At 63.2% G+C, this 21,577-nt stretch carries 20 protein-coding genes and 2 pseudogenes; 9 read left to right on the top strand and 13 right to left on the bottom strand.

The window, feature by feature from the left end; all coding sequences use genetic code 11:
- Positions 1-9: 9 nt before the first annotated feature.
- Positions 10-170 (top strand): annotated as a pseudogene (locus tag AC0L3A_RS31805) (IS256 family transposase); the annotation flags it as partial.
- 741 nt (positions 171-911) lie between these two features.
- The gene (locus AC0L3A_RS31800; protein WP_259217620.1) at positions 912-2,615 is read left to right on the top strand and encodes a recombinase family protein; all 1,704 of its coding nucleotides are present in this window, start codon (positions 912-914) and stop codon (positions 2,613-2,615) included.
- Here AC0L3A_RS31800 and AC0L3A_RS31795 read toward each other — a convergent pair.
- The 9 genes and pseudogenes from AC0L3A_RS31795 to AC0L3A_RS31755 form a co-directional block, all read right to left on the bottom strand.
- Positions 2,597-2,686: pseudogene (locus AC0L3A_RS31795) on the bottom strand (4-hydroxybenzoyl-CoA thioesterase); the annotation flags it as partial. The gene AC0L3A_RS31800 and the pseudogene AC0L3A_RS31795 sit on opposite strands and share 19 nt — an antisense overlap.
- On the bottom strand, positions 2,683-3,054 hold the full coding sequence (locus tag AC0L3A_RS31790; protein WP_007599975.1) for a type II toxin-antitoxin system VapC family toxin: 372 nt from the start codon (positions 3,052-3,054) through the stop codon (positions 2,683-2,685). The gene AC0L3A_RS31790 and the pseudogene AC0L3A_RS31795, both read right to left, overlap by 4 nt.
- On the bottom strand, positions 3,051-3,242 hold the full coding sequence (locus AC0L3A_RS31785) for a type II toxin-antitoxin system VapB family antitoxin (protein ID WP_007599974.1): 192 nt from the start codon (positions 3,240-3,242) through the stop codon (positions 3,051-3,053). The genes AC0L3A_RS31790 and AC0L3A_RS31785 overlap by 4 nt, the downstream gene beginning before the upstream one ends.
- 50 nt (positions 3,243-3,292) lie before the next feature.
- Positions 3,293-4,210 carry a metallophosphoesterase gene (locus tag AC0L3A_RS31780; RefSeq protein WP_219682863.1) on the bottom strand — a complete coding sequence of 306 codons (918 nt, stop codon included), beginning with the start codon at positions 4,208-4,210 and terminating at the stop codon, positions 3,293-3,295.
- A gap of 129 nt (positions 4,211-4,339) precedes the next feature.
- Entirely contained in the window at positions 4,340-5,392 is a 1,053-nt protein-coding gene (gene ruvB, locus AC0L3A_RS31775) for a Holliday junction branch migration DNA helicase RuvB (RefSeq protein WP_473255845.1), read from the bottom strand.
- Positions 5,389-5,919 carry a hypothetical protein gene (locus AC0L3A_RS31770; RefSeq protein WP_219682865.1) on the bottom strand — a complete coding sequence of 177 codons (531 nt, stop codon included), beginning with the start codon at positions 5,917-5,919 and terminating at the stop codon, positions 5,389-5,391. The genes ruvB and AC0L3A_RS31770 overlap by 4 nt, the downstream gene beginning before the upstream one ends.
- Positions 5,916-6,533 carry a Holliday junction branch migration protein RuvA gene (gene ruvA, locus AC0L3A_RS31765; protein ID WP_354159341.1) on the bottom strand — a complete coding sequence of 206 codons (618 nt, stop codon included), beginning with the start codon at positions 6,531-6,533 and terminating at the stop codon, positions 5,916-5,918. Before ruvA ends, AC0L3A_RS31770 begins: the two co-directional genes overlap by 4 nt.
- Positions 6,530-7,057 carry a crossover junction endodeoxyribonuclease RuvC gene (gene ruvC / locus AC0L3A_RS31760; protein ID WP_063994729.1) on the bottom strand — a complete coding sequence of 176 codons (528 nt, stop codon included), beginning with the start codon at positions 7,055-7,057 and terminating at the stop codon, positions 6,530-6,532. The genes ruvA and ruvC overlap by 4 nt, the downstream gene beginning before the upstream one ends.
- Before the next feature lie 71 nt (positions 7,058-7,128).
- A complete protein-coding gene (locus AC0L3A_RS31755; RefSeq protein WP_007599968.1) occupies positions 7,129-7,875 on the bottom strand; it encodes a YebC/PmpR family DNA-binding transcriptional regulator in 747 nt (248 codons plus the stop codon).
- Between the two features lie 206 nt (positions 7,876-8,081).
- On the opposite strand from AC0L3A_RS31755, the gene AC0L3A_RS31750 reads away from it, so the two are divergent.
- Complete coding sequence (locus AC0L3A_RS31750; RefSeq protein WP_473255844.1) at positions 8,082-9,830, top strand: methyl-accepting chemotaxis protein; 1,749 nt, start codon at positions 8,082-8,084, stop codon at positions 9,828-9,830.
- A 109-nt stretch (positions 9,831-9,939) separates the two neighbouring features.
- On the top strand, positions 9,940-11,364 hold the full coding sequence (locus AC0L3A_RS31745) for a methyl-accepting chemotaxis protein (RefSeq protein ID WP_219682867.1): 1,425 nt from the start codon (positions 9,940-9,942) through the stop codon (positions 11,362-11,364).
- An 894-nt stretch (positions 11,365-12,258) separates the two neighbouring features.
- Here AC0L3A_RS31745 and AC0L3A_RS31740 read toward each other — a convergent pair.
- Positions 12,259-12,507 carry a hypothetical protein gene (locus AC0L3A_RS31740; RefSeq protein WP_007599964.1) on the bottom strand — a complete coding sequence of 83 codons (249 nt, stop codon included), beginning with the start codon at positions 12,505-12,507 and terminating at the stop codon, positions 12,259-12,261.
- 107 nt (positions 12,508-12,614) lie between these two features.
- The gene (locus tag AC0L3A_RS31735; protein ID WP_007599963.1) at positions 12,615-12,878 is read right to left on the bottom strand and encodes a hypothetical protein; all 264 of its coding nucleotides are present in this window, start codon (positions 12,876-12,878) and stop codon (positions 12,615-12,617) included.
- Between the two features lie 178 nt (positions 12,879-13,056).
- Here AC0L3A_RS31735 and AC0L3A_RS31730 point away from each other — a divergent pair, with 178 nt between their 5' ends.
- The 5 genes from AC0L3A_RS31730 (at position 13,057) to AC0L3A_RS31710 (ending at position 19,987) form a co-directional block, all read left to right on the top strand.
- Complete coding sequence (locus AC0L3A_RS31730) at positions 13,057-13,392, top strand: hypothetical protein (RefSeq protein ID WP_245285968.1); 336 nt, start codon at positions 13,057-13,059, stop codon at positions 13,390-13,392.
- A 266-nt stretch (positions 13,393-13,658) separates the two neighbouring features.
- Positions 13,659-15,548, top strand: a complete 1,890-nt coding sequence (locus AC0L3A_RS31725) for a sensor histidine kinase (protein WP_354128647.1) — start codon at positions 13,659-13,661, stop codon at positions 15,546-15,548.
- Positions 15,549-15,996: 448 nt separating this feature from the next.
- The gene (locus AC0L3A_RS31720) at positions 15,997-16,461 is read left to right on the top strand and encodes a (2Fe-2S)-binding protein (protein WP_198288264.1); all 465 of its coding nucleotides are present in this window, start codon (positions 15,997-15,999) and stop codon (positions 16,459-16,461) included.
- An 8-nt stretch (positions 16,462-16,469) separates the two neighbouring features.
- Positions 16,470-18,647: a xanthine dehydrogenase family protein molybdopterin-binding subunit gene (locus AC0L3A_RS31715; protein ID WP_473255843.1), complete on the top strand. Its 2,178-nt coding sequence runs from the start codon at positions 16,470-16,472 to the stop codon at positions 18,645-18,647.
- The gene (locus tag AC0L3A_RS31710) at positions 18,644-19,987 is read left to right on the top strand and encodes a c-type cytochrome (protein ID WP_473255842.1); all 1,344 of its coding nucleotides are present in this window, start codon (positions 18,644-18,646) and stop codon (positions 19,985-19,987) included. Before AC0L3A_RS31715 ends, AC0L3A_RS31710 begins: the two co-directional genes overlap by 4 nt.
- A gap of 158 nt (positions 19,988-20,145) precedes the next feature.
- On the opposite strand, the gene AC0L3A_RS31705 is transcribed toward AC0L3A_RS31710, so the two are convergent.
- Both AC0L3A_RS31705 and AC0L3A_RS31700 read right to left on the bottom strand, forming a co-directional pair.
- A complete protein-coding gene (locus AC0L3A_RS31705; protein ID WP_007599952.1) occupies positions 20,146-20,970 on the bottom strand; it encodes a TIGR00282 family metallophosphoesterase in 825 nt (274 codons plus the stop codon).
- On the bottom strand, positions 20,948-21,544 hold the full coding sequence (locus tag AC0L3A_RS31700) for a 5-formyltetrahydrofolate cyclo-ligase (RefSeq protein ID WP_219682872.1): 597 nt from the start codon (positions 21,542-21,544) through the stop codon (positions 20,948-20,950). The genes AC0L3A_RS31705 and AC0L3A_RS31700 overlap by 23 nt, the downstream gene beginning before the upstream one ends.
- Positions 21,545-21,577 lie beyond the last annotated feature (33 nt).

The following is a 21,577-nucleotide window of genomic DNA, read 5'->3' as shown; positions in this document are numbered from 1 at the left end:
GGACATATGGTCGGCATGTTCCCCAACGAGGAGGCCATGGTTCGCCTCATTGGAGTGGTCCTGCTCGAACAGAACGACAATGGGCCGTCCAGCGCGCCCGTTACATGACGCTAGAAATCATCGCGCCTTTGAGCGATGATTCGAGCGTCAGCCTTCCGGCCGCCAGCTGACCGGCCCGGCCCTCTTGCCGGCCAACCGGTTGCCCGAGCGCCAGTTACAGCATGCTGAGGAACACGAGTATTTCTGACAGTGCTTTTCGCGCCCTACTGCGGAGCTCACGAAGACGCGATTGCTGGCTCTTGGAGCCTCGACGCAAGATCGAACAAGCGGAATAAGAAAAGACCCAATCATCGAAGGGTCCTTGGGGTCGACCACCGCGTCTGGGCTGAACGTTACAGTTCGCCGGGGCTCTGCGGCAGCCAGTACAATATGTGGGGAACCGAGGACGGCTCCTACGCACCGGGCACCCGCACCCGCACCCGCACCCGCACCCGATAACAAACTTACGCCGCCGCCAGTATTTTTACTCCGCTTTGCTTAGCATTTCTGCTCTGGACTACGCGCCTCATCGCCAGGAATGCCCTCACGCACGCTGCGGCACTTGACGAATTTCATTTTCATTCGACGCTGCCGAAGCCAGCATGAGGGACGCGTTGCGAGTAATCGCTGCGGCTTGGCCGTAGCGCAGCGCGGAAATTTACGCTAGCTTCCGCTCGCGAGTTTGCAAATGCCTACCCGCATCCGATCTTTCCGAAGACAACGAGCGACCATTCGACCGCTTGCCCCCTCCCATCCTCAGAGCTGGGATAATCCGGACAATGAGGAAATCTGGTTTGAGTTGGCGCGCGCCATCGGCCGTCAGATCGCACGGGATGAAAATCATGGCTCGGGGCAGCCGATAGAGGACCGGCATGACGACACCGTCATCGAAGAAAACGGCCGTAATATACGCGCGCTATTCGAGCGACATGCAAAAGGCGAGCTCGATTGACGGTCAGCTGTTACTCTGCCGCAAGGTCGCATTGCGCAACAACCTCGATGTCGTCGGCGAGTTTGTGGATGCCGCAAAATCTGGTCTTACCGAAGGTGCGCGGGACGGCTATCAGCGCTTGCTCAACGGTGTGCGAAGCCGGCAGTTTGACGTAGTCGTCGTTGAGCATTTCGACCGCTTGTCGCGCGATCCCGCAACCATCCAGCGTCTCAAGCAGGTTTTCGAGTTCAACGGCGTTGAGCTGATGGATCAGAAAGGAGTCTACGCGACCGCCACTGACATTAGCATCGCAAGTCTGTACAACACGATTTACAAGCCGCAGCTCGCCGAAAAGGTTCGGCGCGGCCATGACAACGCTGTTGCGAACGGAAGAATTCCGGGCTCATACGCCTATGGTTATCGGCCAAGGCCGGGCGCGCCCGGCGAGCGCGTAATCGATGAGAACGAAGCAAAGATTGTGCTCCGCATCTTCAAAGAATATGCAGCGGGCCGCTCGACCCGAACTATCGCCGCTGACCTCACCCGCGAAGGTGTGCCCTCACCAGGGGCAACTCGTCACAAGAACAAGGCGGGTCGCACCACCTGGAACCATCAGTGCATCACAGGCGGTCGGCATGGTCGCGGCATTATCGGCAACGAACTCTACATCGGCGAGATACATTGGAACGTTCGCTCGACAATTCTTAACCCAGAGACGCAGAAGAAACAGAAGCGCCGCAATCCAGCTGAACGCCACATTATCGTCAAAAAGCCAGAGCTGCGGATCGTTCCGCAAGGGCTCTGGGATCTAGCGCAGAAGGTTCGTAGGGTGCGCGCGGTGTCTATGTTCGGACCGACTGGCCAGCCGCGGCGTCGCGCCGTGAGTCCGCGCAACAATGAGCACCCGCTTGCCGGTGTGCTCCGGTGTGGCGTCTGCAATGGCCATATGCGAATCGCTCAATCCTCGCGTAACGGTGCGCCGCGCGCGGCATGCGCGAGCGCGCATCAGCGGGGCACCTGCGAGCACACCCGTAGCTTTGATATGGACGTTCTGCTCGAGGATGCCTCCGAAAAAATCCAGGTGAAATTGCTTTCGCCGAAAGCCATTGAAGAGGCGATGCGTACTTGGAAGGAGGAGCGCAAAAACGATCGGAACAATGGTAGCGAACACAATAAGCTAGAGCGTCGACGCCGCGTATTGACTACCGAGATCGAACGCCTCTCTTATGCCATCGCAAATAGCCGCCGCAAGCCGGACGAATTGCTCAAGCGGATCGATGAGTGCGACCTGGAGCGGGAAAGCGTTGAAGAGCGCTTGCGGCTGCTCGGCGGTGGCGGCGAAAATATAGTTGGCTTCGATCGCCCGAAATTCAGTGACCGATACTCCTCGGAGGTTAGAAGGCTTATCACCGCGCTCAAAACCAATCCGAAGGCGATCGAAACTCGCATTGCCTTCCGCAACTTGATTGAATGCATAGTAGTGCATCCGGTTCGCAAGCGGATGCCCTACGAATATACGCCCTACCTGAACAGCTCCGCGCTTTGCGGAAAGAACCTCTTTCCCGAAAACCGCAGCAAGGAGCGAGAGATAAGCACGTTTGCATACTACGACAATGGCAAGTCAGGGAAATCCGTGTCCTCGTAATAGACGCGGACCTGCATGCGGTGGCGGCCGTCGCGGATCTCGCCGTCGAGATGAGACATCGGCGTACTCATTGGATATCGGCAGCCAATTTCAACGACCGAGCTGCCGCAAGCAATCGCTTGTCACGTGTCCAGATTGTTGCCTCGACTGTCAACATCGTCGATGCGAGCAAGTGGGCATCGACACACCCAATGCCCAATCCGGACAACTTTCGCTTAACGATAAACTCTAAGACTTCGCTATTGCTGGCGATCGTCGCCTTAGGGAGGAGGTTCAGTTCATCAAGCATGTCAGAAGCCTTCGACACGCGCCCCAGGAGCAATTCGCCGATCACGAACGGATGAATAACGATGTCACCGTGATCGAGGAGGCCAGCAAGCCGTCCATCCGTGCGGCGGAAGTGGTCGATCCAGATCGACGTGTCCGCCAGGACTTTCACTTGGGCCGGCGGCGCGGCGGAGCCTTGGCGTTGGGTTCGGTACCTCCCATCCGCGCGAGACGGCGTGCGGCCTCCCGTTCAACGAAGGCTATCAAGGCTTCCCTAACGACGGCTGCCTTTTCGCTGACGCCAGCAAATTCCTGCGCCTTGGCAAAAAGCTCGTCGTCTATCGCGATCGTCGTTCTCATGGGGCACCTCTACATCGAATATAGCATCATTTGATGCAGAATTCCATGCCTTAGATCACCACCGGCCCCCGCCCCAGCGTCACCTCGACGATCTCCGGCGGCACGCCGACGCGGACCGGCATAAGGCTGCAACCGAGGCCGCCGGAAACGATGAGGTCGCATTTGAGCCGGAAGTGACCATAGGCGAGCCGCAGGCCATGCTGCCGCGAAACTGCCGGCGACCAGCCGAGCAGGCGGATCTGGCCGCCATGGGTGTGGCCGGACAGTTGCAGCGCGACGCGGGCGGGCACGCGCGGCGCGATATTGGGCTCATGCGCGAGCAGGATGATCGGCGCATCGTCGGTGGCCTTGGCAAGCGTCGCGTCGAGATCGTCAGCGCCGAAGCGCCCCGTGCTCCGGAAGCGGCGCGCCGGCAGAAAGGCGAGCTGATCGCCGAGGCCAGCGAGCCAGAACGCGCGGCCGTCCTTGGCGAGCCGCACGACGTCGTTCTCGTAGACAGGAATGCCGGCCGCCTCCAGCGCGCGATGCGCGACCGTCGGCCCGTGCCCCACCTGCTGCACGGTCCTGTCCGCCCAATAATCATGATTGCCCATGACGGCATGGACGCCGAGCGGCGCTTTCAGACCGGCCAGCACCTTGGCCCATTCGTTCGCCGGAATGATGCGCGTGACCTGGTGCAAGCCGGCGACATAGTCGCCGAGCAGCACGATGATATCCGCGTTCAGTGCGTTGGTGCGCTCGACGATGGAATCGATCCGCTCCAGTGACATCCAGGGATCGCAGGCATGGATGTCGGCGATCACGGCGATCTTCAGCGGAAAGTCCGCGGGCCATTGCCGCGGCGTCGGATGATAGCGGGTGACACGAAGCCGCAGGACCGGCTCGACGCCGACGCCATAGGCCGCGGTCGATACGCCGAGGGCGGACAGGCCGCCGATGGAACGGAAGAAATGACGGCGCGTGATCATGGCAGCCCGATCGTGATGCGGCTTCTTGATGCGATCCTATTGGAGCGGAAATGGGGTGGGTTTGTGCAGACCCTCTGCACGAGATCACCGGAAATTCATGACGGCGCGAGCAGTCTGCAGTTGCGTAGATCAGTCGTCGCTCTCGTCGGTGCCGAACAGGCCGATCTGTGCCGCCGCATCGCGCGAGGGCTCGCTGATGCCGAGATGGCGGAAGGCGTGCGAGGTGAGCAGGCGGCCGCGCGGGGTCCGCTGCAGATAGCCACACTGGATCAGATAAGGCTCGATGATGTCTTCGATCGCATCGCGCGGCTCCGACAGAGCGGCGGCCATCGTCTCGACGCCGACCGGACCGCCGCCATAGTTCTGCGCGATGGTCGTGAGGTAACGGCGGTCCATGGCATCGAGGCCGGCGGCGTCAACCTCGAGCGCGCTCAGCGCGTGGTCGGCAATCTTGCGATCGATCCTGTCGGCATCGGCCGCCGAAGCAAAATCGCGCACGCGGCGTAACAGCCGGCCGGCGATACGCGGCGTGCCACGCGCGCGTCGCGCGATCTCGTTGGCGCCATCCGCGCTCATGCCGACGTTGAGCACGCGGGCACCACGGGTGACGATGCTCTCAAGCTCCTCGATGGTGTAGAAATTCAACCGGACCGGAATGCCGAAGCGGTCCCGCAAGGGATTGGTGAGCAGGCCGGCCCGGGTGGTGGCGCCGACGAGAGTGAATTTCGACAGCTCGATCTTCACCGAACGCGCCGCCGGGCCCTCGCCGATGATGAGGTCGAGCTGGAAATCCTCCATCGCGGGATAAAGCACTTCTTCCACTGCCGGGCTCAGGCGATGGATCTCGTCGATGAAGAGCACATCGCGCTCTTCGAGATTTGTGAGGAGTGCTGCGAGATCGCCGGCCTTGGCGATCACCGGGCCTGACGTGGCGCGAAAGCCGACGCCGAGCTCCTTGGCCACGATCTGCGCCAGCGTGGTCTTGCCGAGGCCAGGCGGGCCGACGAACAGCACGTGATCCAGCGCCTCGCCGCGCTTGCGCGCCGCCTCGATGAAGATGGACAGATTCTTGCGCGCCTGCTGCTGGCCGACGAAGTCGGACAGCGATTGCGGGCGCAGCGCAATGTCGCCGACATCATCGCTGCGGCGCTCGGGCGTGACCATGCGGGGAGGCGTGCTCATGCGGGCAGGATAACACGGTGCAGCGGTTTCGCGAGCCACCAGCACAGGCTCGCCGGGATGACAGCGACGACGGCGAGCATGGCGGAAAGCTTGAGCGCCTCAGGCGCGGAACGGACACTCGGCAAGATCACCGCCGAGGTTTCGGAGGGCACAACGAACATGCCAAACCCGACGAACCCGGCGGCGGCCACGGCCGCGGCGAGCCACGCCATCCAGATCATGTTGAGGTCGGCGTAGACCGCGGCAAGCGCGAAGATCAAGCCGGCGGCGACTGCGGGAAGGAACGAGGCGAGAACCGTGGCGATGGCCAGCAGCACGATCGCGATCGAAACCAGGGTGCGCAGTGCTTCCAGCTCGACGAGCGCAAGAAACATCTGCAGCACCGCGGCCCCGAGCGTCGCCACCATCACCGAAACCAGCGTGGCGACCGTCAGCGGCCCCACAACGGAGAAGATCACGACGATGCCGGCCACGCGCGAAAGGCGGCGAAAAAGACCGGCGACGGGATTGGCGCGGGCCGCATTCACTTCGACAGCTCCTTCAGGCCCAGCCGGATGAGCTGCGCGGTCTCGGCGCTCTCGCCCGCGCTGCGCGAGGCCGATGCGATCGCGGCCGCAGCCTGCGGCTGGCCGTAGCCGAGATTGACCAGTGCGGAGATCGCATCCGCGACCGGCCGCGGGGCGCGCTGGTCATCGACAGCGCCGGCGAGGTGCACGACCGCCGGATCGACATTGGAGAAGGCCGGCGCCTTGTCCTTCAATTCGGTGACGATGCGCTCGGCGACCTTGGGGCCGACACCGGGCGTGCGCGCCACCGCAGCCTTGTCGCGCAACGCGATCGCGTTGGCGAGGTCGGACGGCTGCAGCGTACCGAGCACGGCGAGCGCGACCTTGGCACCGACGCCCTGCACGGTCTGGAGCAGGCGAAACCATTCGCGCTCCTGGTCGCTGCGGAAGCCGAACAGTTTGATCTGGTCCTCGCGAACATAGGTCTCGATCGACAGCACGGCGGCCTCGCCCGGCGAGGGCAGATGCTGCAGCGTGCGCGTCGAGCAATGCACCTGATAACCGACACCGCCGACGTCGAGGATGACGAAATCCTCGCCGTAGGAATCGATCAGGCCCTTGAGCTTGCCGATCATAAGCCTGCCACCTTCAGCCGCAGCGCGGTGCTCTGGCGATGATGGGCATGGGTGATGGCAATGGCGAGCGCGTCGGCGGCGTCCGCGGACGGCGGATCGGCCTTGGGCAGCAAGATCTTGAGCATCATCGCGATCTGCTGCTTGTCGGCGTGGCCGGCGCCGACCACCGTCTTCTTCACCTGGTTCGGCGCGTATTCGGCAACGCTGATGCCGAATATCGCGGGCGCGAGCATGGCGACGCCGCGGGCCTGGCCGAGCTTCAGCGTCGCCACGCCGTCCTTGTTGACGAAAGTCTGCTCGACCGCGGCTTCCATCGGCTTGTGACCGGACAGGATGGCGGCGAGCCCCTCGTGGATCGCGAGCAGCCGGCTCGCCAGCGGCAAATCGTCCGGCGGCTCCACCGAGCCACAGGCGATGTAGATCAGGCGGTTGCCCTCGGCCTCGATCACGCCCCAGCCGGTGCGGCGCAGGCCGGGGTCGATGCCGATGATGCGAACAGGGCCACGAATCGGGAGCGTCGTCATGGGCCAGTGATAGCGGCTGGCTGCCGTGGGGGAAACAGAAACAGAACGAAAGTAACAGGGGAAGTGGCCCCCTACCCGCCCATCTTCGCCAGCAGCGCGTCCGACACCTCGAAATTGGCGTAGACGTGCTGGACGTCGTCGTGCTCGTTCAGCAGGTCTATCAGCTTGAGCAGCTTCTCGCCGGTCTCGTCGTCGACCGCGACCGTGTTCTGCGGCTTCCAGATCAGCGCGGCCTTGCGCGGCTCGCCGAACTTGGCCTCCAGCGCCTTGGCGACGTCGCGATAGCCTTCGGTCGAGGCGTAGATCTCGTGGCCGCCTTCGCTCGAGATCACGTCGTCGGCGCCGGCCTCGATCGCGGCATCCAGCACGGCATCGTCGGAGGCGACGCTGCGGTCGTATTCGACGATGCCGGTGCGATCGAACATGAAGGACACCGAGCCGGTTTCACCGAGATTGCCGCCGGACTTGGTGAAGAAGGAGCGGATGTCGGAAGCCGCGCGGTTACGGTTGTCGGTCAGCGCCTCGACGATAACGGCAACGCCGCCGGGGCCGTAACCCTCGTAGCGGATTTCGTCGTAATTCTCGCCGTCATTGCCGAGCGCCTTCTTTACGGCGCGCTCGATATTGTCCTTCGGCATGTTCTCCTGGCGCGCCGCGGTGATGGCCGCACGCAGGCGCGGGTTCATGTTGGGGTCGGGCGTCCCCAGCTTGGCCGCGACGGTGATTTCCCGCGCCAGCTTGCCGAACAGTTTCGACTTCTGGGCATCCTGCCGCCCCTTGCGGTGCATGATGTTCTTGAATTGGGAATGTCCGGCCATGCGTGATCTTCTCTAGGGGAATCGTGCGCCAAGGTGAGCGTGGGAAGCGCGGCCTTATAGGCCGCCACCCCACTGGAAAGAAAGAGGCTCTACGACTTTAAGGTAACACCGTACGGGCCCGTGCCTAGATGTCAGGCATCGTTAACCCTGATTTCATTCCAGCTTGCGAAAATAGCGCCCGACCGTCCCCCGACAAGAGAAAGCTGATGGCGTTCGGACTATTTCGGAAGCGTCTGCCGGACATGGCTGCAACTGCGGCCGCCCCGCAGGCTGCGCAGCCGGCGGCCCATTCCGAGTCTGCCGTGGCCGTCGAAAGCGATTCGGCCAAAGAAATCCTGGAACTGCTGGAACTCGAGCTGGGCGCGATGATTCGCCAGCTCGAGCGCGCCGCCAATTCGGTGGCCGGCGGTGCCGAGGCGACCGCCACGACGCTTGCCGCCATTCGCGACCGTACCGACGCCCTCACCGGCCGGACCAACGCCGCGCAATCGAACGCCTCCACCTTCGCCCATGCCGCCGACAAATTCACCCAGTCGGCGCTGGGCATCGGGGCCCAGGTTCGCGAGGCCGGCAAGCTCGCCGACGAGGCCAGCGCCGCGGCACAGGAAGCCCGCGCCAATGTCGATCGCTTGCGCGAATCCTCGGCCGCCATCGGCAACGTCGTCAATCTGATCGCACAGATCGCACGGCAGACGACGCTGCTCGCGCTCAACTCGACCATCGAGGCCGCGCGCGCGGGCGCTGCGGGAAGAGGCTTTGCGGTCGTCGCCACCGAGGTCAAGGCACTCGCGGTGCAGACCCAGGGCGCGACGGAGGAGATCACCAAAAAGATCGACGCGCTGCAGCGCGACGCCGCCGGCTCCGCGGATGCGGTGCACCGCATCTCGCAGGCGATCGAGGCCATCCGCCCGGTCTTCGAGACCGTCAACGGCGCGGTCGCCGAACAGAACGCCACCACCAGCGAAGTCTCCGGCAACGCGACAAGCGCGTCGGAGTTCATCATCTCGGTCGGCGAAAGCGCGGCCGAGATCGATGCCGCGACCAAGGCGGCCGAGAGCCACGGCGAGAACGTCGCCAGCGCAGGCAAGGCCGTGACCGCCTTCGCACAGAAATTGAAATCGCGCTGCGCCGTGCTGCTGCGCCAGAGCGAGCACGACGACCGCCGCAAGACCGAGCGGCTGCCCTGCCATCTCAAGCTCGAAACCGCCCGCGGGGTGCTGCCGGTCTACGAGATAGCGATGGACGGCGTGCTGATCGGCGGCGCGGACGCGGGCCGCCTTGCATCGCAAGCCATGATCGAAGGCACCCTCGAAGGCGTCGGCGCCTGCCGCCTGCGCGTAGTCGAGCAATCCAAGGCCGGCGCCCGCGCGCACTTCGTCCATCCCGATGCAGCGCTCAGCGAGAAGATCGAGGACAGGCTCTGGTCGATCCACGAGGAAAATACGGAGTTCGTCACCCGCGCCATGGAGGCCGGTAACGCGCTGACCGCGATCTTCGAGCAGGCGGTTGCCCGCGGCGAGGTGAAGATCGACGACCTCTTCGACACCGATTATGTCGAGATCGCAGGAACCAATCCGCAGCAGTACCGCACCAAATATCTCGACTGGGCCGACCGCGCGCTGCCGGCGTTCCAGGAAGCCTTTTTGGCAAAGGACCCGCGCCTGGCGTTCTGCGCCATGGTCGATCGCAACGGGTTCCTGCCGGTGCACAACAGAATCTACTCGCATCCGCAGCGGCCGGGCGATGCCGCCTGGAACACGGCCAATAGCCGCAACCGGCGGATGTTCAACGATCCGGCGGGGTTGGCCGCCGCGCGCAACCTGCGCTCGTATCTGGTGCAGAGCTATGCGCGCGACATGGGCAACGGCAATACGGTGATGATGCGCGAGATCGACGTTCCGATCCGCGTGCAGGGCCGGCACTGGGGCGGATTCAGGACGGCCTACAAGCTCTAGTGCGCGCTCAGGCAAGACGCCAACGCGCGAATCACCTCTTAAGACCGGAATTGGAATGGGAATGCCGCGGAGAGCCGGCGAACGGCTCTGACTGGAGGACTCTCAAGACATGTCCGTCGTACAACTTGCAGTACTGGACACCGGCTCCAACCGAACACTTTCCGAACGGCTGATCGATCAGCTCGCCGACCGCATCGGCGGCCTCGGCGTGGAACTCGCTGACATCGCCGGCAACGTCCAGGAAGTCGCAAGCCGCGTCGCGAACCAGTCGGAGCGGTTCCATCACCTCCAGGAAACCGCCGAGACGATGGTCTCGGCCAATCACGACATCGCCAATGCGTCGCAGGCGGTGCAAACGACCACATCAGCGGCGGTCGGCGAGATCGCGCAGTCGCGTGGCGCGGTCGATGCCGCGGTCAGCCACATCTCCGAGCTCGTCGCGGCGGTGGAGCGGATCGAGGCGCGGCTCAGCGCCGTCGGCTCCGCGCTGGCACAAGTCGCAAAAGTGTCCGGCTCGATCGAGGCGATCGCGAAGCAGACCAACCTGCTCGCGCTCAACGCCACCATCGAGGCGGCACGCGCCGGCAATGCCGGCCGCGGCTTCGCGGTGGTCGCAAGCGAGGTCAAGAACCTCGCGGAAGCCACCCGCCAGGCCACACACCAGATCTCCGACACCGTACGCGATCTCGACGGCCAGATCGAAGGCCTGATCGGCGAGAGCAGCGATGCCTCGCAGCGCGCGAAGACGGCCGGCGAAGGCGCCCAGCGGATCTCCGGCATCATCTCGCGGGTCCAGCAGGGCTTCGCCTCCGTGGAAGCGGAGATCGGCAGCGTCACGCGCGCCGCGACCTCCAATCTCGGACATTGCGACACCGTCATCAGCGAGCTCAACGAGCTCGCCAAGGGCGTCGACCTCTCCTCGCGCGATCTCAAGAACGCCGATCAGCGCGTGACCAAACTGCTCGACACGTCCGAAGGCCTGATCGCGCTGATCGCCGACAGCGGCGTCGAGACGTCGGATGCGCCGCTGATCCGCATCGTGGTCGAGACCGCCAAGCGGATCTCCGACGAGTTCGAAGCCGCCATCGGCCGCGGCGAGATCACGCTCGACCAGTTCATGGACGAGAATTACCGGGAAATCCCCGGCACCGATCCCAAGCAGTACAACACTGGGTATGTCGACTTCACCGACCGCGTGCTGCCCGCGATCCAGGATCCGATTCAGAAGTCCGATCCCCGCATCGTGTTCTGCGTCGCCTGGGCCAAGGGCGGCTATCTGCCAACGCACAACCCGAACTACCGTCTGCCGCAGGGCAAGGATCCGGTCTGGAATAATGCCAATTGCCGCAACCGCCGCCTGTTCACCGATCGCGCGGTGCAGAAGGTCGCGGCTAACACCAAGCCGTTCCTGCTGCAGACCTACCGCCGCGACATGGGCGGCGGGCAGTTCGTGCTGATGAAGGACCTGTCCTCGCCGATCATGATCCGCGGCAAGCACTGGGGCGCCTTCCGGATGGGCTTTCGGCAGAGCTGACGGTCGTCGCGACGCGCTTACAGCGGCGACCAGGGCCTCCCTGAATCAAAAACCTCGAAAACAACCCCATGCACAGTAGCCGGGGCGAGTGGAATCAATGGCTTAAGCGCCTGTTGAATCCGTCCGATCCAGGGCCTGTTGAACGAGGGCCTGTTGAAGCCGTTGCGCCGTCGGGCAAAATAGGCGTAGGATGCTATTATTCCGAAATTTCCATTCCTTCCTCTTCCCTTCTCCCCTTGGGAATATGCGGCTCTATGCAACTGACTGACGCAAATAGCAAAACCGATATCGGTGTCGGTAGAGTGTCCCTTGCGCGCGGTTCCTGATCGTGCGCGTCGTCTCGGTGGGATTTGGCCCGGCAGATCGCGGCCCGTGGGGCTGATGCGCTGCCCGGCCTTTGCCCGATTCTGGGCCCTGCGCTGGCGGCGCGACGAACGGCCCTCCTGCGGCCCGCGCTGGCGCGGGCCGATGCTGTTGTTACCCCGATGGACGATTACTTCTTCTGCTCCGTCGCGGCGCCGGTGGTGGTGCCGTCGCGTGCGTCCCGCCGCTCGTCGCGTCCCGTACGCCGTGCTTGCCGCCGCTCCGTGCGGCCGGCGCGGCGCTCCTGCCGCCGCTCTGTTCGCCCGCTGCGCCGCTCCTGGCGGCGTTCCGTACCCGACTTAGGCGCGTCCGCTGGCGGCGTAGTAGGCGCGGCGGCTGGCGCGGTGGTTTGAGCAACAGCCTCTGAGGCCGCAAAAATTGAGGACGAAGCCACAAGCCCAAACACCCCTGCGTATCCAAGGAAAGTGAGTGCGTTGCGACGACAGACCTGTTTCGGCTCCGAACGTTCATTCATGTTCAGGCTCCCGGTTGCTGCCCCGTCAGAGCATGTCACCAGCGTCCGTGGCCTAGCTATTGATCTGGATCAACTTGTTTCGGTGCTTCAAGCCACGTTGGGATTTCGGTCGATGGGATCGACACTCTCGGAAAGTGAGGGATGATAGTCCCTGCAGTGACGATCAGTCCGTCGTTGAATTTGGTGCGCGCAAAATCCTTAGCTGCTGCTTCGCTTTCAAACGTGTTCGTTAGACGCGGATGTCGCCGCCTTGACAGTGTGCCGTCCGGCGGCACTTCAAAAGTGACATACCAAGTGTGTTTCATGCCCTAATGCCGCCCCGGCGGTACTAGTGACTATCCCCGCCAGACCAAGAAAAGCCGCCACCGGGACGAAACGATGACGGCTTCTTGCTGGCTTGCGAAACCGGCCTTTACCGCCCGGCTCCAACGCGGTTGACGCCACCATTCGCATTGCCACCGGCGTTATGACGGACTGCGGCGCGCGCCACCGGGCGCGGCCTGAGCACGACGCCTGCCCGGGCAACGCAACCCGCGGGATATTCTACGTACTGGCAGTAAATCACAGCCTTGGCTGGGGTTGGACTAAGCGACAGGGTTGCAAGCCCAAGCAGGCCGCTGGCGGCAATGCCCGCGACCGTCGCTGACTTGATCGAAAGAAGCTTCCTCGGATGCATGGCGGACCTCCCTCTTCGCACTTGCGTCACCGAAAGGTGACGGAAGCCGCCTCAGGTGCGGCTGAACATAGCGTAGGCGTGGCAGTGCGCGGGTTCGATTGATCTACATCAAGCCCACGCGCACAGGGAGCCGCAATCTCGCGAGCGGGGCTCAATGAATTCATGGAAGGGTTCCATCATGCTCCGCTATATTCTCGCTCCTCTTGCCGCTTTCGTTTTGCTCATCGTCTGCTTGATCCCCGATGACGCCGAGGCTCGGCGCGGCGGAGGTGCCTATCGGGGCGGCGGCGGTTACCGCGGCGGTGCGGTCGCAGTTCGAGGACCGCGGGGCGGCGGCGCTGTTGCAGTGCGCGGCGCAGGCTACCGTGGCTACGGCTATCGTGGCGGCTATCGCGGCTACGGCTATCGAGGCTACGGTGTAGGAGCGGCAGCGGTCGGCGCGGCTGCCCTTGGCACTGCTGCGTACCGCCGCAGTTGCTACGATGCTTACGGGAACTATATTTGCGCCTATTAATCCGTGGCGACGCGGCGATAGCGCAACTTGGCCCTCTGTGCGCGCAAGCAAGCGCTGGCGGTGACCGTCCGACGATGGCGACCCTGCGCCATCGGTCTGCAGGTACTCTGGACGACGTGGCGTATCGCGGGGACCGCGCGACGCCCCGCTATGAAATCTTGCGGACTGTTCGTGTCAGAATTGCCCCGTAGTTTCCCTTGTCTCCGCTTGTTGATAATCTGATCGAGCGGATACGGTACTCCACTTGGATCGGGGCTCGGAGTGCGATGCTTTTCTGGCTGCCTCACTCATGGCGAACCTGTCGCGTGCGGAGATTCACCGCTGCGTTGACCGTCGCATTTTTGATCGCGACGACAGGCCAAAGTCATGCAGCTGATCCAGCGCCCAAACGTGTTCTGATGCTGCATTCGTTCGGCCTTCGGTTCAAGCCCTGGACCGTTTATGCAGAGGCCATTCGATCCGAAATAAGTCGGCGCAGCAACGTGGAGTTTCAGGACCACTCGCTTGTGGTTGCTCGCCTGAGTAACGACAAATCAGATGGTCCGTTCGTCGAATATCTTCACGCCCTTAATGCCCAGCACCCGCCCGATCTAATCATGTCCATTGGCGCCCCAGCCGCCAATTTTGTCCAGCGACACCGAAAAGAGCTTTTCCCAAATACGCCGATGGTCTTGACGGCTGTGGAGCGGCGGCGCGTGGCCTTCGATAAATTGGGCGAAAATGACACCGTGGTAGGGTCGACCAACAACACCATCGAGTTCTTCGAAAACATTCTGAGTGTTTTGCCTCTAACAACCACGATTGCAGTCGTAATTGGAGCATCTCCAAGCGAAACGTATTGGCTGGAAGAGACGCGCCGACGAACCGCGCCGCTGGCCGGGCGAGTACAAATTCGATACTACAATGAACTTTCATTTGAAGAAATTCAGAAGGACGCAGCGACCCTCCCGCCACATAGTGCGATCTTCTGGCTCTTGCTGAATGTTGACGCCGCGGGCGTGGCGTATGAGGGGCCCGGCGCGTTACTCCAACTTTCCAAGGTGGCCAACGCGCCGATCTTTACTCACGACCAATCTTTTTTTGGAGACGGCATCGTCGGTGGCCCCATGCATTCCGTGATTGAGCAAAGCACCAAAGCCGCCAAGGTCGCGCTTCGCATCCTCAATGGCGAAAAGATCGCCGACATCAAGCCATCATTCGTTGACGTTGCATCTCCCATATTCGACTGGCGACAAATGCAGCGGTGGGGAATTGCCGAGCGCAATCTGCCGCCCGGTAGCGCCGTCTACTTCCGGGAGCCCACGTTGTGGGAGCGATATTGGTGGCAAATCACATTCACTATCGCGCTTGTCCTCGCGCAAGCGGGACTGATCGCGCTTTTGTTATTTGAACATCGTCGTCGGCAATTCGCCGAAGTACAGTCGCGACAGCGCATGACTGAACTGGCTCACGTTAATCGCTTCGCGACCGCTGGTGAACTGACCGCCTCGATTGCTCACGAGATCAACCAGCCGCTGGGGTCTATTCTGACGAACGCTGAAACCGCAGCCGCGATCCTGCAATCGCAGCGTCCCGATATCGCTGCACTTTCCGATGTTGTTGAACTCAGGGAAATTGTGAACGATATTTTACAGGATGACCGGCGCGCCACCGAGGTCATTCGCAGGATGCGCAGCCTCCTAAAGAAGGCGCCGTTCGAATTGAAGCAACTGGACCTCAACGAGGTAGTGCAAGAGACGGTCAGATTTCTTTCGGCGCTAACCGTCAGCCGAAAATTCGAAATGGTCAACGTGATCACGTCCGATGCGCTACCGATCCTCGGCGACCGCATTCAGCTTCAACAAGTCATTTTGAACCTTGTGCTGAACGGGGTCGAGGCTATGAAGGACACGTCTCACGAAAGCCGCACTATCAGCATCCGGACTGCGCGCGCCGATCAGTTTGCCGAGCTATCCGTATCAGATCGCGGACCCGGCATTCCAGAAGACAAATTGAAACAGGTTTTCGAGCCGTTTTACACCAGCAAAGCGGAAGGCATGGGCATGGGCTTGTCCATTGCGCGCACCATTATCGAAGCGCACAACGGATTCATATCAGCGAGTAATCGGGAGCACGGCGGTGCCTCGTTCACGATCTGGCTCCCCTTTGTCGGTTGATCCACAACGGCGCCCATACGCGGACAGAGACCCCTCACCCGAGTGAGCCTGCGTCTACCGGCGTCGCTGTCCTCTCTCACAAGGGGAGAGGGCACAACAATGAGTTGCTGCAATTGATCGCGTCAGAAGTCCGCGTCGCCGTCTGACTTCCACAATCGCACGACTTTCGTCATCGCATGATTTTGCGCATTCGCACGATCATCTGCGGCGATCAACGGCGCATGTGAAGCAAAAGCGTCAAAACATGACGATTATCATATCAATTAGCCCAAAATCACTGCAGTGATCGCCGCACAAATTCGTGAACGTCATGGCCTGACCCGCTCGCTGCGCAAATATGCATTGCCGGAAATGTCGACGCTTCATCGTTTCGCATCGATATGATTATTGTGCGCGCAAATTCGCTGACTAGATCGCCGTAAGCGATCGCGCGAGCAAGGGGATGCATATGGCAACTGTTCTCACCATCAATGGCGAAACGAAATCGTTCGACGCGCCACCTGACATGCCGCTGCTGTGGGTCCTGCGTGACGTCCTTGGGATGACGGGCACCAAGTTCGGCTGCGGCATCGCTCAGTGCGGCGCCTGCACGGTGCACGTCGATGGCAAGGCAGTACGCTCCTGCGTCTTGCCGATCAGCGCGGTCGCGAACCGCGCCATCACCACGATCGAGCATGTCGGCAGCACACCGGCCGGCGCAAAGGTGCAGAAGGCCTGGCTCGATGCCGAAGTGATCCAGTGCGGCTATTGCCAGTCCGGTCAGATCATGGCGGCCGCGGCACTGCTGGCGGCAACGCCCAGCCCTGATGATTCCGACATCGACGCAGCGATGGCCGGCAACATCTGTCGCTGCGGCACCTATGTGCGCATCCGCGAGGCCATCAAGCTGGCCGCCTCCGGCCGGCAGTCGTGAGGTCCGCCATGATCACCGACAAGACTCTTCCTGACGTTTCCCGCCGTGCGCTTCTGACCGGCGGTCTCGCCACCGGCTTCCTGCTCGCCTTCCACCTGCCGCTGCGCGCCGCCGTCAACGAGCCGGAGCAGCCGAAGGACACCACCGACGGCAAGTTCGCGCCGAACGCCTTTATCCGAATCGAGGAGACTGGCCGCACCGTGCTCCTGATGCCGCAGGTCGAGATGGGCCAGGGCGTCTATACCTCGATCTCGATGATCCTGGCCGAAGAGCTCGATGCCGATTGGGCAAAGGTCGCGGTGCTGCACGCGCCGCCCAACGACCAGCTCTACGCCAATCCCGCCTTTGGCCTGCAGGCGACCGGCGGTTCGACCTCGATCCGTGCCTGGTGGAAACCCTTGCGCTCGGCCGGCGCCAGCGCGCGAGCGATGCTGGTGCAGGCCGCAGCGGCGCAATGGCAGGTCGAGCCCGCAAGCTGCACGACGTCGAAAGGCGAGGTCGTGCATGCCGCAAGTGGCCGCAAGCTCGGCTATGGCGAACTGGCACTGGCTGCACAGGGCCAGTCGCCGCCGAAAGACGTGCCGCTTAGGGATCCCAAGGATTTCGTGATCATCGGCCAGCCCTTGAAGCGGCTCGACACGCCGGACAAGGTCAACGGCAAGGCCGTGTACGGCATCGACGCGATCCTGCCCGGCATGAAGATCGCCGCGATAGCCAATTGCCCGGTCTTTGGCGGCAAGGTCGGCAAGGTCGACGACAGCGCGGCGGTGAAAATCCCGGGGGTGCGCAAGGTCGTGGTGCTCGAGGACACGGTCGCCGTGATCGGCGATCACATGTGGGCCGCGAAGAAAGGCCTCGATGCGCTCAAGATCGAGTGGAACGAGGGACCGAACGCGAAGCTCAGCACAAAGGATATCTGGCAGCATCTGCGCGCCGCCAGCGAGAAGGACGGCGTGGTCGCGAAATCGGTCGGCGACATCGCCAAGGGGCTCGCAAGCGGCGACAGGTTCGAGGCGAGCTTCGAGCTGCCGTTCCTTGCGCATGCCTCGATGGAGCCGATCAACGCCACCGTTCACGTCAGGCCTGAAGCCTGCGAGATCTGGACCGGCACGCAGATCATGACGCGCGTGCAGTCGGAGGCGGCGAAGGCAGCCGGCCTTCCCGTCGACAAGGTGATCGTCAACCAGCATCTGCTCGGCGGCGGCTTCGGCCGCAAGCTCGAGCCGGACATGGTGGTGGCCGCCGTGAAGATCGCAAAACAGGTCGACTATCCCGTGAAGGTGATATGGACCCGTGAGGAGGACATCCAGCACGACGTCTACCGCCCGGTCTATCGCGACCAGGTCACGGCATCGCTGGTCGACGGCAAGGTCGCGGCCTGGAAGTACAAGGTCGCCGGCTCCGCCGTGCTGGCGCGCTGGCTGCCGCCGGCGTTTCAGAAGGGTATCGACATCGACGCGGTCGATGCCGCCGTGGATGCGCCCTACGACTTCGCCAACTTCCACGTCGAATATGTCCGCGCCGAACCGCCGGCGGTGCCCACCGGCTTCTGGCGCGGCGTCGGTCCGAACAACAACGTGTTCGCGGTCGAATGCGCGATGGACGAGCTCGCGCGCAAGGCCGGCAAGGATCCGGTCGAATTCCGCCGCGCGATGCTGACCAAGAATCCGCGCATGCTCGCGGTGCTCAATCTCGCCGCCGAGAAATCCGGCTGGGGCCAACCGCTGCCACCGCGCGTCGGTCGCGGCGTTTGCGTGCAGCCGTCATTTGCGAGCTTCCTCGCCACCGTGGTCGAAGCGGAGATCGACGATATCGGCGAGATCACGCTCCGCCGCATCACATCGGTGGTGGACACCGGCATCGCGGTCAACCCCGACACGGTGAAGGCGCAGATCGAGGGCGGCCTGGTGTTCGGCCTCACCGCCGCGCTCTATGGCGAGATCACCATCGAGAAGGGCCGCGTGCAGCAGTCGAATTTCCACGACTATCGCATGATGCGCATCAACGAGATGCCGAAAATCGAGGTCGTCGTGGTCAAGAGCGGCGAGGCGCCCGGCGGCATCGGCGAGGCCGGCGTCAATGCCGGACCGCCGGCGCTGCGCAACGCCATTTACGCGGCAACCGGCGTCGCGCTGCGGCGCCTGCCGATCGATCGGAAACTGCTGGCTGCGGGGAAAAAGGCATGAGCGGCAAGATGCGTATCCTCACTGGCATCGTCGTGATCGCCATTGTCGTGGTGGCGCTCGGCGTCTGGATCATCCGCGGGCCCGGCCCGCTCGACTTCGCCGGCGGCCCCAAGGTGGCGCTGGCGGATCACCGTGCCGGCAAGCCGACCGGCGTGCCGGCAAAGCTGGAGAAGGCGAGCCTGGTCGAACGCGGCGAATACCTCGCGAAGGCGGCCGACTGCATGGTCTGCCACACCAAGCCCGGCGAGAAGGACTATTCCGGCGGGCTCGGCCTCAAGCTGCCGTTCGGCACGCTCTATTCCACCAACATCACGCCGGACAAGGACACCGGCATCGGCAATTACAGCGACCAGGATTTTCTCAACGCCGTCCAGCGCGGCAAGCGCCATGACGGCGCCCGGCTCTATCCGGCGATGCCCTACACGTCCTACACCTATATGACGGACGAGGACGTGCTGGCGGTGAAGGCCTATCTGTTCAGCCTGCCGGCGGTGCGCGCGAAGCCGCCGGAGAACACGCTGTCGTTCCCGTTCAATCAGCGCTGGGCGATGATCTTTTGGTCGGCCGTGTTCAATCCCGACACGCGCTTTGCGCCTGATACGTCGAAGAGCCCGGAGTGGAATCGCGGCGCGTATCTCGTGGAGGCGCTGGCACATTGCGGCGAATGCCATACGCCGCGCAATCTCGGCTTTGCGCTGGACAACAGCAAGAAATTTGCAGGCGCGATCACGGCCGGCTGGCGCGCCTTCAACATCTCCTCCGACAAGGCCACTGGTCTCGGCAGCTGGCGCGACGAGGACCTGATCTCCTATCTGTCGCTCGGCCATGCGCCGGGCCACGGCTCGGCGTCGGGTCCGATGGGTGAAGCGGTCGACCACAGTTTTAGCCAGTTCGCGCCTGAGGACATAAGCAGCATCGTCGCTTATTTGCGCAGCGTGCCGCCGCAGCCCTCGCCCGACCTGCCCGCAACCATCGCACCCATTGCGCCCGCCTCACACAAGGACGGCGTTACGGCGGACGCGCGCGGCAAGAAAATGTTCGCCAGCGCCTGCGCCAGCTGTCACGGCTGGAGCGGCGAGAGCCCGATCTCGCCGATGGCGACGCTGACCGGCACCTGGGCCGTCAACGACCCCGCCGCCACTAACGTCGCGCAGATCGTGCTGTCAGGCACCAAGCGCCACACGCCCGACGGCGCGCTGTCGATGCCGGCGTTCGGTGACGCGTATAGCGACGACGAGATTGCGGCGGTGGCGAATTATGTCACGGCACGGTTCGGGACGAAGGGGTCCAAGCTGACGGCGAAGGATGTGGCGGGGTTGAGGGAGCAGACGGCGGAGTAGGCCCCATTGTCGTCCTGGCGAAAGCCAGGACCCATTACCCCAACTGTCTGTTTGGCGCGATGCCCTCGACCGCGAGCCTGCCCATTACCACGGCCGGTGGTAATGGGTCCTGGCTTTCGCCAGGACGACACTGAGTGTGTGGCGAGCTACGCGAGAACTCAGCTCAACCAGAATTTCGGCGTCGCCGGCTCCAGCCGGCCGCCCGCGCGCACCGGTGCAATCCGCAGTGCGAGCCCTGTCGCGTCATCGGTCTCCACGGCGACGCCGCTGAGCGTCGCCGCGCCCGCCGCCGGCTCGAAGCGGCCTGACGGGATTCCGGAGGTGAACCTCCGCAGCGGCTCTTCCTTCTGCATGCCGATGATGGAATCGTAGTCGCCGGTCATGCCGGCATCGGTCATGTAGGCGGTGCCGCCTGACAGGATCTGGTGGTCGGCGGTCGGCACATGGGTGTGGGTGCCGACGACGAGGCTGGCGCGGCCGTCGCAGAAGAAGCCGATGCCCTGCTTCTCGCTGCTCGCCTCGCAATGGAAGTCGACGACGATGGCGTCCGCAGCGATGCCGAGCGGGCAGGCGCCGAGCTCGCGCTCCAGCGCTGCGAAGGGATCGTCGAACGGGGTCATGAAGACGCGGCCCAAAGCGTTGACGACGAGCGCATGCTTGCCGTTCTTGGTCTCGACCAATGCGGCGCCGCGGCCGGGCGTACCGCGCGGATAGTTCGCCGGCCGCACCAAACGCTCGGCGCGCTCGATGAATACGAGTGCTTCGCGCTGGTCCCATGAGTGATTGCCGAGCGTCACCGCGTCGGCGCCGGCATCGAGAAACTCCTGATAGATCGCTTCCGTGATGCCGAAGCCGCCGGCGGAATTCTCGCCGTTGACGACGACGAAATCGAGCGACCAGTCCTTGACCATGCCGGGCAGATATTCGGCGATGGCATTGCGCCCGGCACGGCCGACGACATCACCCACGAACAGAATGCGCAACTTCAGAACTCCGGAAATCGAATACGTCGGATTCCGTTAGCACATAATCCAGCGCGACGTCGTGGGATAGTGCCGGAACCGCCTTGATCTCCTGCGCTGCAAAAGCGAGCCCGATGCCGACGATGGTCTTGGTTTTTCGCAGATGCGCGAAGGTGTGGTCGTAGTGCCCCGCGCCATAGCCGATGCGGTGGCCGAGACGATCGAAGGCAGCGAGCGGCGTCAGCATGATGTCGGGAATGACTTCAGCGGCCCCAGGCGACGGCTCGGGAATGCCGAGCGGGCCGAGCATCAGGCGATCGTTCGGATTGAAGATGCGGAAGATCAGCGACTGGCCGCGCGCGGTGACGCAAGGCAGTGCGAGCCGGGCACCCTGCTCTGCGAGCGTCTTCAGTAGCGGCATCGGATCGATCTCGCTGCGGATCGGCGAATAGCCTGACACAATGCTGCCGGGCAGGAGCTGGAACGGCAGCCCGCGCTTGGCGAGCTTGGCGGCGGCGGCGGTGCGTTTCTTTTCGCTCAGCGCATCGCGCGCCGCGAGGGCTTTGGCGCGGAGTTCGGCTTTGGTGTTGGACATGTGCGCTTGCTCCGCCGTCATCACCCGCGAAGG

The sequence above is a fragment of the Bradyrhizobium sp. MI1.3 genome, from assembly GCF_055811695.1.
The sequence above is the reverse complement of the archived record's forward strand: the minus strand, read 5'-3'. Positions and strand labels throughout refer to the sequence as shown.